At 64.9% G+C, this 19,342-nt stretch carries 22 protein-coding genes and 1 pseudogene; 15 read left to right on the top strand and 8 right to left on the bottom strand.

Going from position 1 to position 19,342, the window contains the following annotated elements; all coding sequences use genetic code 11:
• Positions 1-16: 16 nt before the first annotated feature.
• The 6 genes and pseudogenes from MUG94_RS16845 to MUG94_RS16825 all read left to right on the top strand — a co-directional run bounded on the left by MUG94_RS16845 (position 17) and on the right by MUG94_RS16825 (position 4,633).
• Complete coding sequence (locus MUG94_RS16845) at positions 17-1,510, top strand: SulP family inorganic anion transporter (protein WP_227907265.1); 1,494 nt, start codon at positions 17-19, stop codon at positions 1,508-1,510.
• Between the two features lie 356 nt (positions 1,511-1,866).
• The gene (locus tag MUG94_RS16840) at positions 1,867-2,379 is read left to right on the top strand and encodes an RNA polymerase sigma factor (RefSeq protein ID WP_423724297.1); all 513 of its coding nucleotides are present in this window, start codon (positions 1,867-1,869) and stop codon (positions 2,377-2,379) included.
• A 47-nt stretch (positions 2,380-2,426) separates the two neighbouring features.
• The gene (locus tag MUG94_RS16835) at positions 2,427-3,032 is read left to right on the top strand and encodes a methylated-DNA--[protein]-cysteine S-methyltransferase (RefSeq protein WP_423724316.1); all 606 of its coding nucleotides are present in this window, start codon (positions 2,427-2,429) and stop codon (positions 3,030-3,032) included.
• Positions 3,029-3,721, top strand: coding sequence for an alpha-ketoglutarate-dependent dioxygenase AlkB family protein (locus tag MUG94_RS16830; RefSeq protein WP_227907258.1), 693 nt, complete (start codon positions 3,029-3,031; stop codon positions 3,719-3,721). The genes MUG94_RS16835 and MUG94_RS16830 overlap by 4 nt, the downstream gene beginning before the upstream one ends.
• Positions 3,721-4,074 (top strand): annotated as a pseudogene (locus tag MUG94_RS17370) (AlkA N-terminal domain-containing protein); the annotation flags it as partial. The gene MUG94_RS16830 and the pseudogene MUG94_RS17370, both read left to right, overlap by 1 nt.
• A 91-nt stretch (positions 4,075-4,165) precedes the next feature.
• Positions 4,166-4,633, top strand: a complete 468-nt coding sequence (locus MUG94_RS16825; RefSeq protein ID WP_423724315.1) for a DNA-3-methyladenine glycosylase family protein — start codon at positions 4,166-4,168, stop codon at positions 4,631-4,633.
• 13 nt (positions 4,634-4,646) lie between these two features.
• Here the strand turns inward: MUG94_RS16825 and MUG94_RS16820 are convergent, their stop codons facing one another.
• On the bottom strand, positions 4,647-5,033 hold the full coding sequence (locus MUG94_RS16820; protein WP_227907559.1) for a DUF1304 domain-containing protein: 387 nt from the start codon (positions 5,031-5,033) through the stop codon (positions 4,647-4,649).
• 249 nt (positions 5,034-5,282) lie between these two features.
• On the opposite strand from MUG94_RS16820, the gene pstS reads away from it, so the two are divergent.
• From pstS to MUG94_RS16805, 3 genes are all read left to right on the top strand, one after another.
• Positions 5,283-6,398: a phosphate ABC transporter substrate-binding protein PstS gene (gene pstS / locus MUG94_RS16815; RefSeq protein WP_227907254.1), complete on the top strand. Its 1,116-nt coding sequence runs from the start codon at positions 5,283-5,285 to the stop codon at positions 6,396-6,398.
• Between the two features lie 110 nt (positions 6,399-6,508).
• The gene (locus MUG94_RS16810) at positions 6,509-6,709 is read left to right on the top strand and encodes a hypothetical protein (protein WP_227890875.1); all 201 of its coding nucleotides are present in this window, start codon (positions 6,509-6,511) and stop codon (positions 6,707-6,709) included.
• A gap of 31 nt (positions 6,710-6,740) precedes the next feature.
• The gene (locus MUG94_RS16805) at positions 6,741-8,006 is read left to right on the top strand and encodes an AI-2E family transporter (RefSeq protein WP_227907253.1); all 1,266 of its coding nucleotides are present in this window, start codon (positions 6,741-6,743) and stop codon (positions 8,004-8,006) included.
• Between the two features lie 19 nt (positions 8,007-8,025).
• Here the strand turns inward: MUG94_RS16805 and MUG94_RS16800 are convergent, their stop codons facing one another.
• Both MUG94_RS16800 and MUG94_RS16795 read right to left on the bottom strand, forming a co-directional pair.
• Entirely contained in the window at positions 8,026-8,205 is a 180-nt protein-coding gene (locus MUG94_RS16800; RefSeq protein ID WP_227907250.1) for a hypothetical protein, read from the bottom strand.
• A gap of 230 nt (positions 8,206-8,435) precedes the next feature.
• Entirely contained in the window at positions 8,436-9,389 is a 954-nt protein-coding gene (locus MUG94_RS16795; RefSeq protein WP_227890873.1) for a lantibiotic dehydratase C-terminal domain-containing protein, read from the bottom strand.
• Positions 9,390-10,062: 673 nt separating this feature from the next.
• Here MUG94_RS16795 and MUG94_RS16790 point away from each other — a divergent pair.
• Positions 10,063-10,578: a hypothetical protein gene (locus MUG94_RS16790; protein ID WP_227907248.1), complete on the top strand. Its 516-nt coding sequence runs from the start codon at positions 10,063-10,065 to the stop codon at positions 10,576-10,578.
• A 47-nt stretch (positions 10,579-10,625) separates the two neighbouring features.
• Here the strand turns inward: MUG94_RS16790 and MUG94_RS16785 are convergent, their stop codons facing one another.
• Positions 10,626-11,897 carry a multidrug effflux MFS transporter gene (locus MUG94_RS16785; protein ID WP_227907244.1) on the bottom strand — a complete coding sequence of 424 codons (1,272 nt, stop codon included), beginning with the start codon at positions 11,895-11,897 and terminating at the stop codon, positions 10,626-10,628.
• Between the two features lie 85 nt (positions 11,898-11,982).
• Between MUG94_RS16785 and MUG94_RS16780 the strand changes: the two genes are divergently transcribed.
• Positions 11,983-12,465 (top strand): MarR family winged helix-turn-helix transcriptional regulator, encoded by a 483-nt coding sequence (locus tag MUG94_RS16780; protein ID WP_227890870.1) that lies wholly within the window; start codon positions 11,983-11,985, stop codon positions 12,463-12,465.
• Here the strand turns inward: MUG94_RS16780 and MUG94_RS16775 are convergent.
• The 4 genes from MUG94_RS16775 to MUG94_RS16760 all read right to left on the bottom strand — a co-directional run bounded on the left by MUG94_RS16775 (position 12,458) and on the right by MUG94_RS16760 (position 15,374).
• On the bottom strand, positions 12,458-12,934 hold the full coding sequence (locus MUG94_RS16775) for a PGPGW domain-containing protein (RefSeq protein ID WP_227890869.1): 477 nt from the start codon (positions 12,932-12,934) through the stop codon (positions 12,458-12,460). The genes MUG94_RS16780 and MUG94_RS16775 overlap by 8 nt on opposite strands.
• Positions 12,935-12,983: 49 nt before the next feature.
• A complete protein-coding gene (locus MUG94_RS16770; RefSeq protein WP_227907243.1) occupies positions 12,984-13,628 on the bottom strand; it encodes a TIGR04086 family membrane protein in 645 nt (214 codons plus the stop codon).
• Between the two features lie 149 nt (positions 13,629-13,777).
• Complete coding sequence (locus tag MUG94_RS16765) at positions 13,778-14,035, bottom strand: hypothetical protein (RefSeq protein WP_227907242.1); 258 nt, start codon at positions 14,033-14,035, stop codon at positions 13,778-13,780.
• A gap of 88 nt (positions 14,036-14,123) precedes the next feature.
• Positions 14,124-15,374, bottom strand: a complete 1,251-nt coding sequence (locus MUG94_RS16760) for an MFS transporter (protein ID WP_227907241.1) — start codon at positions 15,372-15,374, stop codon at positions 14,124-14,126.
• 88 nt (positions 15,375-15,462) lie between these two features.
• On the opposite strand from MUG94_RS16760, the gene MUG94_RS16755 reads away from it, so the two are divergent.
• The 4 genes from MUG94_RS16755 to MUG94_RS16740 all read left to right on the top strand — a co-directional run bounded on the left by MUG94_RS16755 (position 15,463) and on the right by MUG94_RS16740 (position 19,321).
• Entirely contained in the window at positions 15,463-15,873 is a 411-nt protein-coding gene (locus tag MUG94_RS16755) for a ClpX C4-type zinc finger protein (protein WP_349292298.1), read from the top strand.
• Between the two features lie 78 nt (positions 15,874-15,951).
• Positions 15,952-16,836, top strand: a complete 885-nt coding sequence (locus tag MUG94_RS16750; protein WP_227907239.1) for an alpha/beta hydrolase — start codon at positions 15,952-15,954, stop codon at positions 16,834-16,836.
• Positions 16,837-17,034: 198 nt separating this feature from the next.
• Positions 17,035-17,877 (top strand): VOC family protein, encoded by an 843-nt coding sequence (locus tag MUG94_RS16745; RefSeq protein WP_227890863.1) that lies wholly within the window; start codon positions 17,035-17,037, stop codon positions 17,875-17,877.
• Positions 17,878-17,953: 76 nt separating this feature from the next.
• On the top strand, positions 17,954-19,321 hold the full coding sequence (locus MUG94_RS16740; protein ID WP_227907238.1) for an MFS transporter: 1,368 nt from the start codon (positions 17,954-17,956) through the stop codon (positions 19,319-19,321).
• Positions 19,322-19,342: the final 21 nt, after the last annotated feature.

Raw genomic sequence — 19,342 nt, 5'->3', positions numbered from 1 at the left:
CGGAACCTTGCCCGCTATGAGATCAAAGACACCTGCCCCGGCCGTCGCGCAGACTGTCCTGTCCACCCTGCGCTCGCCGCGGCTGCTGAAAACCGAAGTCCTGGCGGGCCTGGTGGTGGCCCTGGCGTTGATCCCCGAAGCCATCGCGTTTTCAGTGATTGCCGGCGTGGATCCGCGGATGGGCCTGTTTGCCTCCTTCACCATGGCGGTCACCATCGCGTTTGTGGGCGGCCGCCCCGCCATGATCTCCGCCGCCACCGGCGCCGTCGCCCTGGTCATCGCCCCGGTGGTGGCAAGCCACGGTGTGCAGTACCTGGTCCCGACGGTGATCCTGGCCGGCATACTGCAGATCCTGCTGGCGCTCGCCGGCGTGGCCAAGCTCATGCGCTTCATTCCGCGCTCCGTGATGGTGGGGTTCGTCAACGCGCTGGCCATCCTGGTGTTCTCCTCCCAGCTGCCCGAACTGATCGGTGTGCCGTGGCTGGTCTACCCGATTGTCGCCGTCGGGCTGGTTATTGTATTTGGCCTGCCGCGGCTGACGACGGCGGTGCCGGCGCCGCTGGTGGCGATCGTGGTGCTGACAGTTGCCGCCGTGGCCGCCGGCTGGAAGATCCCCACGGTGGGGGACAAGGGGGCGCTGCCCGACAGTCTGCCCGCCCTGCTCTTTCCCGACGTGCCGCTGACCGCAGAGACGCTGCAGATCATCGCTCCGTACGCCCTGGCGATGGCTTTCGTAGGCCTGCTGGAATCCCTCCTGACCGCCAAGCTGGTCGATGACATCACCGACACCCGGTCCTCCAAACCGCGTGAGGCCGCCGGGCAGGGCATCGCGAACATCGTCACCGGGTTCTTCGGCGGCATGGGCGGCTGCGCAGTCGTCGGGCAGACCATGATGAACGTCAAGGCCTCGGGTGCCCGCACCCGCATCTCCACGTTCCTCGCCGGCGTTTTCCTGCTCATCCTGGTGGTGGTGCTGGGAGACATCGTGGCGCTGATTCCCATGGCGGCGCTGGTGGCCGTGATGATTTTCGTGGCCTGGGCGGCCTTCGACTGGCACAGCATCCGGCCCTCCACCCTGCGCCGCATGCCCAAGTCCGAAACGGCAGTCATGGGAATCACCGTCCTGGCCACGGTGTTCACGCACAACCTGGCCATCGGCGTCGGCGCGGGAACCCTGGCAGCCATGGTGCTCTTCGCGCGCCGGGTGGCGCACTTCGTCACCGTGCAGCGCGAGGCGGCGGACGACGGCGGCACGGTCACCTACCGTGTGCAGGGCGAGCTTTTCTTTGCCTCCTCCAATGACCTTTACACCCAGTTTGAGTACGCCTTGGATCCGGCTGACGTGCTGATTGATCTCAGCGCCTCGCACGTATGGGACGCCTCGACCGTTGCGGCGCTCGACGCCATCACGGAAAAGTACCGGACCAGGGGCAAGACCGTCCGCATCGCAGGCCTGAATGACTCCTCCGATGCCATCCGCTCCCGGCTCAGCGGCCAGCTGGGCGGCTGAGGCGCTACGCTCGGCTCATGAGCGCCGTCCATGCCCCCCCTTGGGACTGAACGCCCAGCGGCCACCCGCGAATGTGTGCTCAGGTATGGCGGGTCTGCCGGAACGTGTGCGCACGTATGGTGGGCTCACCTTCCTCCAGATCGGCAGATCTGCACACACGTGGCATTGGCCGGCCCTAGAACCCACCAGACCTGCGCACTCGATGCAGAAAGCGGCAGACATCGCGGCCCCGTGGCTGCGTCGGTGCAGGCGGAAGTGCCGGCGGCGATGTTCCAGTGCGCTGTCCGACGGGTGAGACGATGGAAACGTCTTTCGGAAAGAGTTCACAAAAGCCGCTTCGCCAACGTCTACCGGGTGTGGAAGTGAAACCGTTTGAAACCATTGTCAGGGAGCACGGGCCGGCCGTGCTGCGGGTCTGCCGTGCCGTCCTGGGTCCGCAGGACGCCGAGGATGCCTGGTCTGAAACCTTCCTCGCGGCGCTGCGGGCTTATCCTGCACTGGCTCCCGGAGCCAACATCCAGGCCTGGCTGGTGACCATCGCCAAGCACAAGGCCATTGACGTTCATCGTGCCGCCGGACGCCGGCCGGTGCCGCTGGGGGAACTGCCCGAGCCGTCGGGCCGCTCCGGCCACCAAACCGGCGGCCCCGGGAATCCGGGACCCGGCGGTACGGAGAACTTCAATCCGCTTTGGGCGGCACTGAAAACCCTTCCGCAGCGTCAGCGCGAGGCCCTCGCCTATCACCATCTGGCGGGGCTGTCCTATGCGGAAGTGGCCGTGCTGCTGGGCGGCACCGAGGCAGCCTGCCGCCGGTCGGCAGCGGACGGCATGAAAAAACTGCGCAGCCTGAACCTGGAGGAGTCCCGATGATCCCGCCGTTTGAAAAACCGGTGCCGGAGAAAGAAACGGCACAGAAGATGCCGCACGAGCTGCAGTTGTTGACGGAACAAGAGGCCGCCGAAGACGCCGTCCTGCAGCACCTGCACGTCCGGCTGGCGGCCGCCGCCGCGGACACCGGCGTGCTGGACGTGGCCTACACGGTGGTTGGCACGCCGGTGGGCGAACTGCTGCTGGCGGCCACCCCGGCAGGCCTGGTGCGGGTGTCCTTCGCCTGCGAAGACCACGACGCCGTGCTGGCCGTCCTCGCCGAACGAATCAGCCCCCGGATCCTGAAGGCGCCGGACCGGCTGCAGCAAGCCGCCGCGCAGATCGACGAGTACTTCGCGGGCGCCCGCCGGTCCTTCGATCTGCCTCTGGACCTGCGGCTGACCGCCGGCTTCCGGCGCTCCGTCGTCGAGAATCTGCGGAACATCGGCTACGGCTCCACGGCAACGTACTCCGCCGTCGCCGCGCTGGCGGGGAGTCCCGGCGCGGTCCGCGCCGTCGGCACGGCCTGTGCCCTGAATCCGCTGCCCGTGGTGGTTCCCTGTCACCGGGTGGTGCGCTCGGACGGCAGCACCGGCGGGTACCGCGGCGGTCCCGCAGCCAAGAGGCTTCTGCTGAATTTGGAGGCAGCCGCATGACGGGCTCGCTCTTTCCCCGTGACCGTGACCGTGCCGAGCTGGGCACCGGCGCCGTCCACGTGCCCGGATGGCTGGATTTCGATGCCCAGCGCGGGATTGTCGAGGCCTGCCGGCAGTGGGCAATCGGTCCGGTGCCGATGCGTGCCGCCGTCCTGCCCGGCGGGCATCCCATGTCCGTGCAGACGGTCTGTCTGGGCTGGCACTGGCAGCCGTACAAATACACCCGGACCGCCGACGACGTCGGCGGCGGACGGGTCGCAGAGGTGCCCGACTGGCTAATCACCCTCGGCAGGCGCGCACTGGCCGAGGCCTACGGCGCTCCCGGGCAGCCCGGCTATGCTCCGGAGCTGTGGAAACCCGAGGATTACACCCCGGACACGGCACTGATCAACTACTACGCCCACGGCGCACACATGGGCATGCATCAGGACAAAGATGAGAAGTCCAGCGCCCCGGTAGTGTCCCTGAGCATCGGCGACACGTGCATATTCCGTTTCGGGAATACTTCCACCCGGACCAAACCGTACACCGATATTGAGCTGGGATCCGGAGACCTCTTTGTCTTCGGCGGCCCCTCGCGCTTCGCCTACCACGGCGTGCCCAAAACCCTCCCCGGCACGGCTGATCCCGATTGCGGACTGGCCCAGGGCCGCATTAACATCACCCTTCGCATGACCGGAATGTCATAGTGCAGGGCCGGGTGAACCAGACCGTCCGGCATGAACTGTCCTGCGCCGAACCGTTCGCGTGGCAGCCGCTGTTCCGTGCCCTGGCCGCCCACGCCGTGCCCGGTTTGGAGCGGGCGGAGTACGACGGCGACGGCGGTGCCTGGGTGGAGCGGCTGGTGCCGGCTTTGTCCGGACCGGCCTTGGTCCGGGTCCGGTTCGGCCGCCCGGGAATGGTGGAAGTGGACCTGTCCCTGGCTCCGGAGGCCCCGGCGGAAACCCTGGCGCAGGAGGAAGCCGCAGTCCTGGCACTGATGCGGCGCTGGCTGGATTTGGACGCGGACCCCGCAGTCATTGATCCGTTCCTCTCCGGCTTTGACCTTCTCGCTCCGCTGGTGGCCGCAGCTCCGGGCCTGCGCGTGCCCGGAGCAGTGGACGGCTTCGAAACAGACCGTCCTGGGCCAGCAGGTGTCCCTGGCTGCCGCGCGTACCTTCGGCGCCCGGCTGGTTGTGGCCTGCGGCGGGGAAGAACGGAATGGACTGCGTTCCTTTCCCGCAGCGGACCGGCTCGCGGCAGTGCCGACGCCGGACCTGCAGGCAGCGGTGGGCCTGACACATGCCCGTGCCCGCACCGTCACCGCGCTGGCGGAAGCGGCGGCCTCGGGGCTGTCGATTGGGAGTGCATCCGATCCGGGTGCAACCCGGGCTGCACTGCTGGCGCTTCCCGGCATCGGCCCCTGGACGGCTGACTATCTGGCCGTGCGGGTTTTCGGAGATCGCGACGCCTATGCCGCCGATGATCTGGTGCTTAAGCGTGCGCTGGGTGTGACGACAGCCCGTGCAGCGGCAGCCCTTTCCGAACCCTGGCGGCCGTGGCGGGCGTACGCGCTGTTCCACCTGTGGACCGGTGCCGCTTACGGGGCCGCCCGCAGCTAAGGGAGCAGTTGAATTATGAGGCGCCAAGCAGCGTGAACGCCAGGCAAATCAGCGCCGGACCGCCTTGGATGAGGGCCGGCCGGATCATGCGGCGGTTGCTGATCACCAGCACCAGGGCCGCCAGCACCATCGAGGCGGAGGTGAAACTCATCAGGGTCAGCCCCGCAACTCTGCTGCCGGCGCCGAGCAGCACAACGCCGAGCATTGCCCCAACGGCGAGGAACAGGTTGTAGAAGCCCTGATTGTAGGCCAGCGACTGAGTGTAGGCGGCTTCCTGCGGGCTTGATATTCGAAAGACGGCCATGGTGGCCGGGGCGGTCCAGCGCAGGGATTCCAGAACAAAGATGTACAGGTGGATTGCCGCGGCAATCACGGCGAAAACGGCTGCGGTAACGAGCACTCTCACTCCTCCTCGGCCGATGGCAGCTGGTCTCCGGGGCCCGGTTTGAGCCCGGGACCGAAGGAGGGCAGCTGCGGCGGTTCCTTAATCCTTCCACCGGTCGGGTGGGCGGCCAAGGCCGGGAGGGTCTTTCGGTTGGCGGAGGAGCGGGAACGACCGCTAGCCTTGAACTGGTGCCCGGTGTTTCTCCGGGCGTTCCCCGGGCAGCCACACCAGCCCACAGCTACAGTCCCCGGAAGGACAGCCTCCGTGCCGAAACCCCGTCCCGCCCGAACTCTTGCCTTGGTTGCCGCCGCCGCGCTGGCGTTGTCCGCCTGTGGTTCTGACTATCCCCTGGGCGACGCGCAGCGCGAGGCGGCGGAAAACAGCACCTCCACCCTCTCCGGCATTCTCTCCGGCTCCGGTTCCAGCGCGCAGGGACCCGCCATGGATGCCTGGATTGCAGGCTTCGGCATCCTGCACCCGAAGGTGCAGCTGCAGTATTCCCCGGACGGCTCCGGAGCCGGACGCAGCGCCCTCCTGGCCGGTGCGGTGGATTTTGCCGGCTCGGACGCCTACCTGCAGGAGGAGGAAATGGACCGGGCCCGCGAAGTCTGCGGTCCCGGAGGAGCCTTGGACATTCCGGCCTACATTTCGCCCATTGCCGTGGCTTTCAATCTGCCCGGCATTGATTCCCTGAACATGGACGCCGCGACCATCGCGGGGATTTTCCGCGGTGATATCGACTCGTGGAACGATCCCGCGATTGCGGCACAAAACCCCGGAATCGATCTCCCCGACCTCCCGGTCACTCCGGTCAGCCGGGCTGATGATTCAGGCACCACCGAGAACTTCACGGAGTATCTGCACGAGGCCGCTCCCGATGCCTGGCAGGACAGCCCCTCGGGAACATGGCCGGGTGGCTTGGGCGGCGAGAACGCCCAGGGCAACGCGGGCGTGGTCAGCACCGTGACCCGCACCGAGGGCGCCGTCACGTATGCGGATGACTCCGTCATCGACGACTCGATGGGCACAGTGAATCTGCTGGTCGGTGAGGAATACGTCCCGATCAGTGCCGACGGCGCGTCCATCGCCGTCGCGCAGGCAAGCCGCGTTCCGGACCGCGGACCCCATGACATTGCCCTCCATCTGGACCGCACCACCACGGTCCCCGGCGCCTATCCGCTGGTCCTTGTTTCCTACCAGATCTACTGCAGCGGCTATGAGGATCAGAACACGGTGGACCTGGTGAAGACGTTCGGGCTGTACGTTGTCAGCGACGAAGGACAGGCTGCCTCCGAGGACGCCGCCAAGAGCGCGCCCATCCCGGCAACTCTGGCGCAACAAGCCCGCGAGTCCATCGAGAGCATCAGTACCCTGCCGTAGCCGGGGAATCCGGGCGCCCGGCCAGTGGGCACCTGCGACTGGCGGAGCCCCCTTGCGCGCTCCGGACAGCGGTGGCACCGTTGATTCACCGCGAGTTAAAGGGGGCAGAAATGCAACCGATCCAGATTGAACGCTGGTGGCCGTACCTGGATGGAACGGCCAAAACCTGGCTGCGGGAGAACCTCCGTGATGAGGGTCTCCCGAGAAAGGTGCAGGACCGCATTGCCGAAGCCGGCGGCCCGGTCATTGAGCCGATCCTGGGGGAACGGGACTGGGTGTTTATTGAGGCCCAGCCCCTGCTGATGGAATAACTCAGCCCAAGGGGTGAGGCAAGATGGAATGGTGACTACGACCGATGCCTCAGCCTCGCCGCCCCAAAACCTCCCAGCCGAAGAGTCATCCTCAGCCGGCGGTTCGGGATCCCGCGGGTTGAAGCCGCGAGGCACGTTTGCCCGGGGGCTCACTGCGGCCTCGGTATGGGTTGCCCGGGGACTGATTGTCCTGGCCGGCCTCGTGGTGCTCTGGTTCGGAATCCGGTCGCTGTGGTCCATTGTCCTTCCCGGCCTGCTGGCGCTGCTGCTGTCCTCCATTCTGTGGCCGCTGAATCGGGTGCTGCGCAAAGTGCTGCCCAAGGGGATTGCTGCGCTGCTGTCCCTCCTGGGACTCCTGGGTGCCGTCGCCGGGGTCGCCATGCTGGTACTCCCGTCAATCTCCTCAGGCTCCAAGGAACTGGTCCGGCGCGCCGGCGAGAATCTGCGGGATCTCAGCGACTTCGTGGCAGGCCTTCCCTTCGCCGTCCAGACGATTGATTTCAATGAACTGCTCGACGCCGGAGTAGCCCAGCTCCGGGAACACAGCAGCGACATCATTTCCGGAATCACCGCAGGGCTGGGCACCGTCACGTCCGTCACCGTGGTGTTCCTGCTGACCCTGGTGTTCACCTTTTTCTGTCTGAAGGACGGAGACAAATTCCTGCCCTGGGCCAGCCGCTGGACCAACAACCGGGCGTTTGTGCACGCCGTGCGGGTGTCCGAAGAGGCATGGAAGACCCTGTCCGCCTACATCCTGGCGCAGGCTACCGTCGCGCTGGCAGACGCCGTGTTCATTGGCCTGGGTCTTTGGTTCCTGGATGTTCCGCTGGCCCTGGCCCTGATGGTCCTTATCTTCTTTGCCAGTTTCATACCCATTGTCGGAGCCGTTGCCACCGGAATCCTAGCCACCATGGTCACTCTTGTGGCCCACGGCTGGGTGACGGCGCTGATTGTCCTGGGCCTGGTGCTGGTGGTGCAGCAGCTTGAATCCAACATCCTGCAGCCCTTCCTGGTGGGCAAAACCCTGAAGCTGCATCCCGCCGTCGTGCTCGGAGCCGTCACCGTGGGCAGCACGCTCTTTGGCATTGTCGGCGCGTTCCTGGCCGTCCCGGCCACCGCCGTCGCCATTGTGGTGCTGCGGTATCTGCGGGACCAGTCGCTGTCTCCGGCCAACGCCGCTGTCTCGGGCGCGGTGCCCGAAGCAGCCGGGGTTGACGAGGTCCACGCACAGCCGGAAGCTCCGCAGCCGGTGTCCGCGGGGATGGCCCCGGAATCCGCTGAGCGCGACGGTTCGTGAACTGCCTGTCTCAGTACAGCTAGCGGCGGAAAAGGTAGCCGGGCTCAAACTTGGTGGAGCCGGAAAGCCGGTGTGCCCGCTGGCCGCAGAAGGGGTCGTAGAGCATGATTTCCAGCCGGGCAGTGGCCGGATGTGGATGGTAAATGCAGGTACAGGAGAACTGCACGCCGAAGCCGCCTTTCGGATTCCGCCTTGCCATGGGACGCGTGCCTCTTATGGCGCGCGCACCATCAGTCCATATTTTTCCAAATCGGCTGCAGCGTTTGAAATCCGGGCCGGGAGCGGAGGACCAAGGTTAAAAGACGGGGCGCCTCCGGTGGTCTCACTTCCGGAAGCGCCCCTCGCGTTACCTTAATAGTATTACCAATTGACCTGTGAGGAAGCTGGAAAACGCTGGCAGCCAATCCGCACATGGCCCGGATTTGCGCCTTAGGGAGCCATCCGCAGGAACTCCGCTTCGCGTTCCTTGCTCCAGGAACGCGCATACAATCCCAGGCCGGCCTCGTCCCGAACAGAAATGCCGAGCCGGTTCAGCATCAGGCGGCTCTGGTACACGGTCAGCTGCTGGGCGCTGCGGCTGGCCCTTACCTTGTCCGCCCGGTACAAATAGGTGTCGATGGCCCGGGACCAGCGCTTGCGCCAGTTGTCCACGGCCGGCTCCGAAGCCGTAGCGGCCATCAGCCGGTGGGCCGGAAGGATCCGCGGTGCCAGCTGGGACGTCAGAGCGTTGCGCATATGGGCGGCCTGGGGTCCCGATCCCGCGGTGCAGCTGCGAAGATGGCTGTCCCAGTAATAGTCCCACGAAATGGCCCGGCGGTCCGCCCAAACCGGGGACCGCGGTCCCCGCATCATGGCGTAGCTGGCATCAAAGAGAAGCAGTGCGGCCAGTGACGAGCGGCTGTTCACCTTCGGAAAGCGGGAGGTTGCCCAAGCGGCCAGATCCGAGGACAGCTCGAAGACCTCTTCCGCGAGGGCCAGTCCTTCGGCTCCGCCGTACTTCGCCAGATCTGATTCGGCGCGGGGGGAAACCGGCCCGTAGTCCCAGCGGGTGGGAATGGCTTCCTCCCTGTACTCGGACGTCTGCAGGTCCCCCAGGCGGGGAGCCGCCTGATCAACCAAGGCACGCATCAAGGATTCCAAGCGGTCCAGAACGCGGGGAGAACCAAGGATGCGAACCTGGATAAACGGGTGGGCCGGATCCATGCACCGGGTATGGAACCACCGCTGTGCGCCCCACGATCGTCCCTGGGCAGCCAAAGGGATGACGACGTCGCCGAGGACTGCGTCGCAGAGGTCAGCATCGGTGGGCTGGATGGTCAATGACCACCATTCGGCTCCGTTGGTCAGCGGCTTAGCCTGGTGTGTTGCTGCTAACTGGCTCATTGGAGGGTCCTCCCGTTGATGTCAGGCCGAAGATGACTTTCCGGCCATGGAGAATAAATTCAAAGTTCGGTGCCCTGGCGCTGCGGCCAGGCGGGACGGGGGTCCCGACGGAACTGCGGAAGAGCTGTGCTGCGGGCACAGTGGTGGCGTGTTTGAACCACGTTGATAGGAGTTCGCCGTCTGGTGGGAATGGGCCTCTGCACCATGAAGAACGAATCGTGTCCATCGCTGCGCCGGCCCTGAGGTTGGAAAATGGATGAATGCTGGGGATGCGCTTGCTTGCCGTCTTCCGGCTGTGGAGATAAGAGATGCCGTCAGGCTCACATCCTTCCAGCAGCCACGCCGTATCCACCAGAGACTTTTGGAAAACCTCTCGAAAACCGAGAAACTAGTTGCGCCTGCCAAAAAAGGGAGTAAAGCGGCGTTGAAAAGCACCCGGCGCGGCGGGCCGGACCGACGCCGAGAACCACGGTTTCAGCGGATCCGGACGGCAGCCTCGCACCTGCGGAAGGACAGAAAAGAAAACTCCCCCAACTCGGGGTAATCTCTGGCGCACGGCATGCGGAAGGCATTACACTCCAAAACGTTGTCGACGACGACAATCTCCCCGCCGGTGCGGAGCAAGCCGGGGCAGCCAGTACTCCGCGAAGGACTACGGATCGGCGAAGGGCACATGACAGACCATTTGTGGCCAGCGAAAGTGTCCGACCGGCTCGGCGCGTTTCTGGCCGGTGCCTTCACCGGAGTGCGGTTCGATGTTCTCCCGCTCGTTGCCTATGACGTTGCCACCATCGATGTGGCATGGATCGACGGACCGGCGCTCCATGAAGTGGACCTGCTCGCACTGGAGTACATCCTGCACCTGCAGCTGGACACCGGGAGCCCAGCCAGCGGAGCGGGCACCAGGATCGACAGGATCTCCAAGCGCAGAACCATGAGTCCCGCAGTCGAGAGCAGGTTGCTCAATGTGCTGGCAGCTGAGCTGAATACTGACGTGGAACGTCTCGACATGGAGCGGATGTATCCACTGCCGCCCGTTCTGGCGTCGTCCCAATGCTGTGCCAACGGCTTGGTGGGTGAATTCCTGGACCTGCTGTTTGAATCAACAAGCATCAGCGCTGTGGGGGGACTGTCCGGGGGAGGCGGCGGAACGGACACGCTTCTGTGCCGTTGCGTCCTGTGTGCATGACCGCTTTGACCCGCTGAAGGTTTTCAGCCGAAGTGACAGCCGAGTCCCTAGGCGAGGGACCGTACGGCATCCTTGACCGGCAGGTCGGATTCGGCGGCAGCGGGAGCTGTGCGGGTCTTTCGGGTCAGCGTTACGTAGGAGACCGCCGCCAGCAGGGCAAAGCTGACCATGGCCATGCCCATGGGTACAGCGGTGTCTTCGCCGCCAAGCCCCACCAGCGGCGCCACGGCAGCTGCCAGCACGTACTGCAGGCAGCCCAGGAAGGCCGAGCCGGTTCCGGCATGGTGACCCGCTTCTTCGAGAGCCAGTGTTGTGGCATTGCCGAAGATAAAGCCCAGTGATCCCTGGAACACCGCAAACAGCACCAGCATCGGAACCATGGGGGTTCCGGAAAGTGCGAAAGTCAGCAGTCCCGCGGCGGCCAGCACGGCAACCACCAGACCGATCGAGATCATGGTGCGGTAGGCGACTTTGCCGGCAAGAGCGGCGGCAATGACGCTGACAACCGTGATGCACAGGGCGTTCATGGCGAAGATCAGGGAGAACCGGGTTTCGGACAGGCCCATGATGTTCTGGATGATGAACGGGGAGGCGGAAATGTAGGCAAACAGTCCGGCAAAGCCGAAGCAGAAGGTCAGCAGGTAGCCGGTGTAGTTGCGGTTGCTCAGGACTACGCCTGCAACGTGCAGCGTGGTCCTGATTCCGCCGCGGTTGCGGTCTTCGGCAGCGAGGGTTTCCCGGACCCCGAACAGTCCCCAGACAGAGAGCAGCAGGATCAGGCCGGCCAGGGTCCAGAACACCGCGCGCCATCCCGCGGCGGCAATGATTGCACCGCCGGCCAGAGGGGCAATCACGGGGGCAATGACGCAGATGATGGTCAGCACGCCCAGCAGCTTGGCGGCGGCAGCACCGCGGGCGGTGTCGGAGACAATGGCGCGGGCCAGGACGACGCCGGCTGCCCCGCCCAGCCCCTGCAGGAACCGTGCCCCGGCCAGGATTTCTGCGTTTGGGGCTACCGCACAGACGACGCTCGCCGCAGCGCAGACAAAGGTTCCCACCAGCAGCGGCCTGCGCCGCCCAATGCCGTCAGAGAGCGGGCCAATGAACAGCTGCCCGAGCCCAAGGCCCACCAGGAACGTCGTCATGGTCAGCTGGACGCCGGCGGCAGTGGTGTCCAGATCACTGGCCATCCCCGGGAATGCCGGAAGATACAGGTCAATGGACAGCGGGCCCAGTGCAGTCAGCAGGGCCAGGAGGAGAATGAGTTGTCCGCTCATGCGGCGCACGGTGGATGGGGGAGTCGGACTGGAGTCAGGCATGGTTGCTTTCTGGAATGCGGCGGGGAAGCGTCTCACTATACATATCTCTACATATATATGCCAAAATATAAGTTAGGATTGGCGCATGGTGGACAACACGGAGGCTGCGGCGCGGCGGCGCGAATTGGCCATGCTCCTGCGGGACCTCACATGGACCATTCACCGGCGGGTTCCCGATCTGACGGGGATCGATCCCCTCACATCGACGGATCTTGCTGTCCTAAAGCATGTGCTGGAGGCGCCGGGCATGACCGTGACGGAGTTGTCACGGCACATGGCGCTGAAGCAGAGCAATACCAGCGCAGCCATCCGCACGCTCGCCGATCGCGGACTGGTGGCCAGGGAGAGCAGCGCCAGCGACCGGCGCATCAGCCGGTTGTTTCCGACAGAGAAAGCTCTGGCCCAAGATGAGGCGATCGGGGATGCGTGGGCCGGGCCCATCCGGAAGGCGCTGGCGGGCCTGGATGCTGAGGAGGCCGCCGCTTTGGATAATGCGGTTAGGGCGCTTCAGGCACTCAACTCCCGGCTTCGGTCTGACCAGGCCTTCTCCGGTTCCGCTTCTACCTGAGGCCGTCGGATTTTGCCGGGTGTCGGGAGCCCGTCCCGCGGCGGAATCTGCGGTAGCTGTACACAATCAGCGCCAGGGCAATGAGCCCTGAAATGATCAGCCCCGTCCCGGTGCCCCAGCCGCCGGGCAGCCACAGGCTCTGGCTGTAAGGCCACCATTGCGGCGCCTTGTCCCATACGCCCCAGACAACGCCGGTGGCCATGACCAGGATGGCGCCGGTGACACTGGCGCTGATCCGCAGCCAGGTCTGTACTCCTTGTTCCGCCGCTTCAAACGCCTTGGCCTTCACCGGACGCAGGAGCCGGTTGGCCCACCGGTATCGCAGCGATAAGACTGCCAGCCCCGCGACGAGTCCCAAAAGTCCGGGACCGGGAAGAACCAGGGCGGCAAGCCCGAAAACGATCAACATCCAGCCGGCAACTTCGATCCCGGTCCGTCGCATCCAGGGCGGAAAGCGCTCCGAGTTCAAGTGCGGCACTCCGCCTGTGGCTTTCGGTACTGAGCTGGGTGCATCGTGTTCAATCGCCCAAACCGGCCCTGTCGACGCGGCGGTGAAAGCGCATGCCGGCGAGACCTCCGAGGATGGCGCCACCCAGGGCAACGAGGGCAGCGATGACAGCGGAAATGATGGCTGCTGTCGTGTTGTCCCCGGAGAGCTGGGGATAAGTGTTGAGCTGGGCGTTGATGTCCAGCTCGCTGCTGGCAATAGCTCCGATGAGGGCCAGCACGAGGGCGATCACAATTCCCCAGATCCAGACGGCCACCCCCTGCATGAGCCCGTTAAACCGGGCCATTCGTCCGGCGACGTAGCCGCCGCAGAAGTAGGCCACAAACAGGATGACCATGAGGAGGATGACTCCGGCCACGCCCGCACCCTGGGGATCTGCCGCGGCTTCCCCGGCGTCTACATTGTTGGCCAGCAGTGCCGCTCCGAAAGCGGTGGCAATGGCGCTCAGCAGTACCGTGGTTCCCGCGGCGGCGAGCCAACCGAAGAAGGCAGAGCCGATTTTGACGCCGCCAAACTGTTCCTTCTCCCGGCCGACCACCTGTTCGCGGCTGTCGGTGCCGCCGTCGCGGGCAGCCGCGTTCGCGGCACCCTTACCCGTGGCTGCGCGGTTTGGTTTGCGGGCTGGCTGCCCTGTTGCTCCTGCGCTGGTACTCATGGGGGACTCCCTTCACTGCCTTTTGGCGCTGCTGGTGTCAATGCCTCCGAGAACCCCTCCTCCAAGACTAGGGAGAATACGGCCAAAAACACAGGGTGCTTAATTTTCTCTGCGAAGCCTCAGGGCGTCCAAACCTCAGAAACCGGAAGTCAGGAGGCCGGCTCCGCCTCGGAAGCCGGGCTTTCCTCATCAACCTCGAGAGCCGGCTGCTCTTCGCGTTCTTCGCGCTCTTCCGCCTCCCGGCTCTCGGATTGCTCGTTGTTGTCCTTCGCCTTCGCCTGCTTCTCCGCCTTCACTTCGTCGAGAAGCTGAGCAGTCACCTCGTCATTAAACTCGTCCCGCGTGCCGGCGAGGTTGTTCTCGGTGGCGTCGGCGCCGAAATTGATGGGCTGTTCCTGGTTGCTCATGGTGTTCTCCTGCCGATGGTTCGATCGTGAAGTTTAGGGATGAGTCGTTCAGTACCTTCCACCCTTGCACATCGGGCGACGGCGGCGCTCACCGAAACTCTGCCAGTTCCCGTGAACGCATCACCGGGACCGCGGCGGCGCAGGCGAGCACGATCCACACAATCAGGAGCGGGACGGGACCCGCCAGCCCGGCCGCGGCTCCTCCCAGCAGGGCAGCCACCGGCATCACTCCCAGGGTGAACGTCCGTTGCGCCGCTGCCACAGATGCCAGTTTGCCGGGCGCAACGCTCCGCGGAAGTACCTCGGCTCCTGCCACGCCTGACACCGACACGAGAAAACTCCAGCCCAGGGACTGAACCGCCAGCCAGGCCAGGGTTGGCCCGGGAAGCCAGGGGCAGAGAGCGGCTGCAGCGACGCAGAGCCCCGAAGCCGCCGCGGCACCTGTCCGCAGGTTCCGCAAACCCCATGCCGCGGTCAGAAACGGTGCCGCCGCGGCACCGCCGATGGCTCCTGCGGCACCCAGTGCGCCCAACCCCGCAAATAGGGGAGGAGCTATTTCCAAGTCCCGAAGAATAAACACCGGCAACACGGTGTTGCCGAGCATTGCTCCGGCGTTGGTAAGCGCCCCGGAAACTGTAAGCGCCCAAAGTGCGGGCGAGGAGCGAAGCGCCCGGAAGCCGCTGCTCAAATCCCGCCCGGTTTCTGCCGCTGCTCCGGTCGCGGGAGCCGGGGCGGAGCCGAGCCTAATGCCAAGTTGCAGCACTGCGGACATGCCGTAGGAAACGGCGGCGGCCACCAGAGCCGCACCCATCCCCAGGACGCCCAGCAGCGCACCGGCGGCGGCTGCTGCCACCGTTGACGCGGTCTGAGTGGCAACAGCCAGTTGCGAGTAGGCGTGTTTCAGGTTGCCGGTGGATGCCACCCGCGGAATCACGGTGCTCAGAGCGGTGGTAAAGACAACATCGGAGATCCCCACCAGGATGGCCGCGCCGAGCAGCAGGGGGCCGCTGAGCCAGCCGGTGAAAGTGGAGATGGCCAACGCTGCCGCGACAAGGATGCGCAGGCACGTGGCGGCTGTCATGACGCGCCGGCGGTTCTTCAACCTGTCGATGACGGCACCTGCGGGCACGCCCAGCAGCAGAAAGGCTGCCAGCCCTGCTGCGTTGAGCGCACCCAGAAATTCCGAGCCCAGCCCCAGAACGGTCACCGCGAGGATTGGCAGCAGGGTTCGGGTGAGGGAGTCCGCGAACCCCTCGATGGTGTTTGACCCGAGCAGGAACCGGAAGGAAGCCTTCCGTCCGCTCTGCAGTCCGGTGCTGATCAGTTGTTCACGTGCCATGGTGCCCCCGGAAGCGTTCTGTCAGGGAATTCCTGACGGGCGATATTCTGTCAGGCAAACCCTGACAGGGTAAGGGTTGGTTTTCAGCATGCGGCAAGCGAATAGACTGGCCACTATGCCCGAGGCCTCCAGAGACGCATCAGTGCCGGCACTCACGGCGGTGCCGTTCATGTGTTCTTTCTGTCTGCGTTCCAGGGAGGAAACAGGCTTGCTGGCCGGGGCACCTGCGGCCTCCATCTGCCGTGACTGCGCAGTCCGTGCCGCAGCTCTGCTCGATGCCGCTCCGACTCCCGGGGAAATGCTTCCGGATACTCCTTGGGACGGCCTCGACGACGACGAACTGATGGCCCGGCTGCCGCAGGTTGCAGAGGCGCGGGAGCAGGTCGACGCGCATCTCCGGCGCTGGGTCGAAGCAGCCCGGGGGCGCGGAATCAGCTGGGCAAGCATTGGTTCGGCCCTGGGGATGTCCCGGCAGTCCGCCTGGGAAAGGTTCCATTAGCTGCCGCGATGGGGTTTCCCTGCCGGTACCCTAGGCTGAAGCCACCCAGGCCGGCAACGGTAAGACCGGAGTGTGTCCATGTCACTCTCAATGCGGCTCGCCGGGCTCGCCCTGCGGGCAGTGCCGCGGACCTTCCGAACACCGGAGGCGGTCCGGCGCACCGCTGCGCGGCGGCGCCGGCACTCCGTGCCGCTCACCCTCCGCTGCCTGTGCCGGGTGCGGGAGGATGACGTGGCCGGATTTCCGGTGATCACGCTGACCCCCAGGCGTTCGTCCGGCAGGGAGCTGGTGTACCTTCACGGCGGTGCCTACGTCTTCCCGCTGCGGGAGGCCCACTGGTGGATCATCTCAGCCCTCATCCGCCGTACCGGCGCCACGGTCACGGTTCCGCTGTACGGACTGGCACCGGAGCACTCGGTGGCCGAAGCCCTGCCGTTTGTCGATGCGGTGAGTAAAGCCGTGGCCCGGCGCTCGCCCGGCGCACCTCTGTTTCTGGCTGGTGATTCGGCCGGCGGCGGCCTGGCCCTGGCGCACGTGATCGACCGCCGGAACCGGAGGGAAAGCCAGCCCGAGGCGGTGTTCCTCTTCGCGCCGTGGCTGGACTGCACCATGTCCAACCCCGCCATACCGCCGCTGGTCCGGCAGGACCCTATGCTGGACGTCCCCGGGCTCATCTACTGCGCAAATCTGTGGGCCCGGGGCCGCCCCCTGGACTCCTGGCAGGTCAGCCCGATCAACGACACTTTGAAAGATCTGCCGCCGGTGTGCCTGTTCCAGGGTGGAAGGGACATTCTGTTCCCCGACGCCGAACGCCTGGCTGCCAAGGCGGCCGCGACGTCATCGCCGGTGGAGCTGCATGTGGCCCCGGATGGATTCCATGTCTATGTTGCCGCCACCTTTACGCCGGAATCCCGCCGGGCGCTCGCCCGGGTGGCGCAGCGAATCAACGACGCGCTCCAGTGACGCTGCTGCGGGGCGGCCGTCGGTATCACATCCGGCTTCAGCTGATATTTTCACAGGGATTATCTTGAATCCGTTGAAGAATAGATGATTTGCGGATAGTGTTTTATTTCGGTTGGATGTGATCTGCACCATACCAAGGGAATTGCAGAACTGATTGGAGACCGGATGTCTTGGGGCCTGATACGTGAGATGGGTCATGTGGCTATCCAAACCACGGACGTGGAAGGTTCGGTTTTCGATGCCACCCAAATCCTGGGGCTGAGGGTCACCGAACGCACGGCAAGCGAAATCTACCTTGCTGCCGGGAATGTTCACCATGAACTTGTCTACCTGGACTCCGACACCAACGGTATTCACAGTATCGGCCTGGTGGCGCGGGACGGGGACGCACTGCGCACCATCCGGCGACGGGTGGAAGCGGAAAACCTGCCGATCATCAGTGAAAAATCCGTCAGCGCCGGCGTCCAGGACGGTTTCTCGTTTATCGGGCCGGAAGGCTGGATCTTCGAGATTTACATCGACATGCAGCCCGACACAGCGCCCCTTCAGAGTTTCGGTCCGGACCGTTACGGCCACATGAACTTTCACCCGGTGGACGTCCTGGGCATGAAGAACTTCCTGGAACGAGTGCTGGATTTCCGGCTCTCCGATGTCATCGGTGATGACTACGCCTACTTCATGCGGTGCAACCCGGACCATCACGGAATCGCTTTGATTGCCGGCCGCGGAACATTCCACCACCACGCATGGCAGACCCAGTCCATTGCAGACCTCGGCAAGCTCGGCGACCGGCTGAACAAGCTGGGAAGGGACCTCATCTGGGGGCCCGTGCGGCACGGGGCCGGCCACAATATCGCCGCCTATTACGTGGAAACATCCGGCGCCGTCGTCGAGCTTTACACCGACCTGGAACAGATTTACGACGACGAACGTCCTCCCGTGATCTGGGGGGCCGACGACAACTGGTGGAACATGTGGAGCCCGTTCCGCCCCGACGGATTCCGTACCTACGGCATTCCGCCCGTGTCCAACCGACGCTAGGCCTGTCCGGGACCCCCCACGGGCGCCGTGACCTTTCGCCGAAGGCGTGATCCTCCCAATGAAGAGAGAGCACAGTATGGCTTTGCATGACACCGCCGGTCCCGATGTGACCGCCAATCAGTCCCTCAATACGAAGGACCTGCGCCGCGTCCTCGGGTCAAGCCTTATGGGCAGCATCATTGAGTACTACGACTTCATCCTCTACGCGACGGCCGCCGCACTCGTCTTTGACAAGGTGTTCTTTTCGAACCTGTCTCCGGCGGTTGCGCTCTTTGCCTCCTTCGGAACCTTGGCTGTTGGGTACGTGGCCCGGCCGCTGGGCGGCATCATCTTCGGTCACTACGGGGACATCATTGGGCGCAAGAAGATGCTCGTGATTTCGATGCTCATGATGGGGTTCGCTACCATCGCCATTGGCCTGCTGCCCACCACCGAGCAAATCGGCATCGCGGCGCCCGTCATTCTGGTCATGCTGCGCTTCATTCAGGGCATCTCTGTGGGTGGGGAATGGGGCGGAGCAACCCTGATGGCGCTGGAACACGCACCAGCCAGCAAGCGCGGATTTGCCGCAGCCTTCGCCAATGCGGGGGGTCCTGCCGGCGGCCTCCTGGCCACCCTCGTGGTTTCCTTGGTTTCGTCCCTGACAGGAGACCAGTTCCTGGTCTGGGGCTGGCGCATTCCGTTCCTGTTGTCGGCGGTCCTCATCCTTGTCGGAATGGTGGTCCGGCTCAAGGTTGCCGAGACTCCCGTCTTCCAAGCGCTTGAGTCCAAGGCGGCGGACAAGCAGAAGAAGCAGAAGACGCCGCTGCTGAAGGTCATCACGGGATACCCCCGCCTCGTCATCATCACCCTCATTGCATCGCTGGGTTTCTACACGATGCAGGGCATCCTCACCAGCTGGGGGGTCTCCGTGGCGGTGGGAGAAGGCGTGGACCGTTCCTTCGTCCTCAACATCAAGGGTGTGGCAGCGGTGGTCACCATTGCCGCCTGCTTTGCCGCCGCCCGCCTGAGTGACCGTTTCGGCCGGCGAGCGGTTCTGGCCGTCGGCGGCGTGGCCGGTGCGTTGTGGGCATTTCCCGCACTCCAGTTGATGCACTCGGGAAACCCGTGGGACTTCGCCTTGGCGGTGATAGTCGGAAACGGCCTGATCCAGGGCATCCTGGCCGGCCCCATCGGGGCTTACATCTCCGAGCAGTTCCCGCCCGAGGTGCGCTACACCGGGGCTTCGCTGGCCTACCAGGGAGCCGCAACGCTCGGTGCCGGATTCACCCCGATGATCGCCACCGGGCTGGTCGTCCTGGGTGGCGGCGGTTACGGACTGGTCGGCATATTCTGGGTTGCCATTCTGGTCCTTGGCCTGGTGGCAGTCCTGATGAGCCGGGAGGGAGCCGATTCCCAGCAGGCCAAAATGCAGCTTCGCAGCCGGCAGAAGCAGAACGCATAGCAAGTCCTTTGTGCGGCACGG

This window comes from Arthrobacter gengyunqii (assembly GCF_023022985.1).
In the GTDB taxonomy this organism is placed as follows: domain Bacteria; phylum Actinomycetota; class Actinomycetes; order Actinomycetales; family Micrococcaceae; genus Arthrobacter_B; species Arthrobacter_B gengyunqii.
The sequence above is the reverse complement of the archived record's forward strand: the minus strand, read 5'-3'. Positions and strand labels throughout refer to the sequence as shown.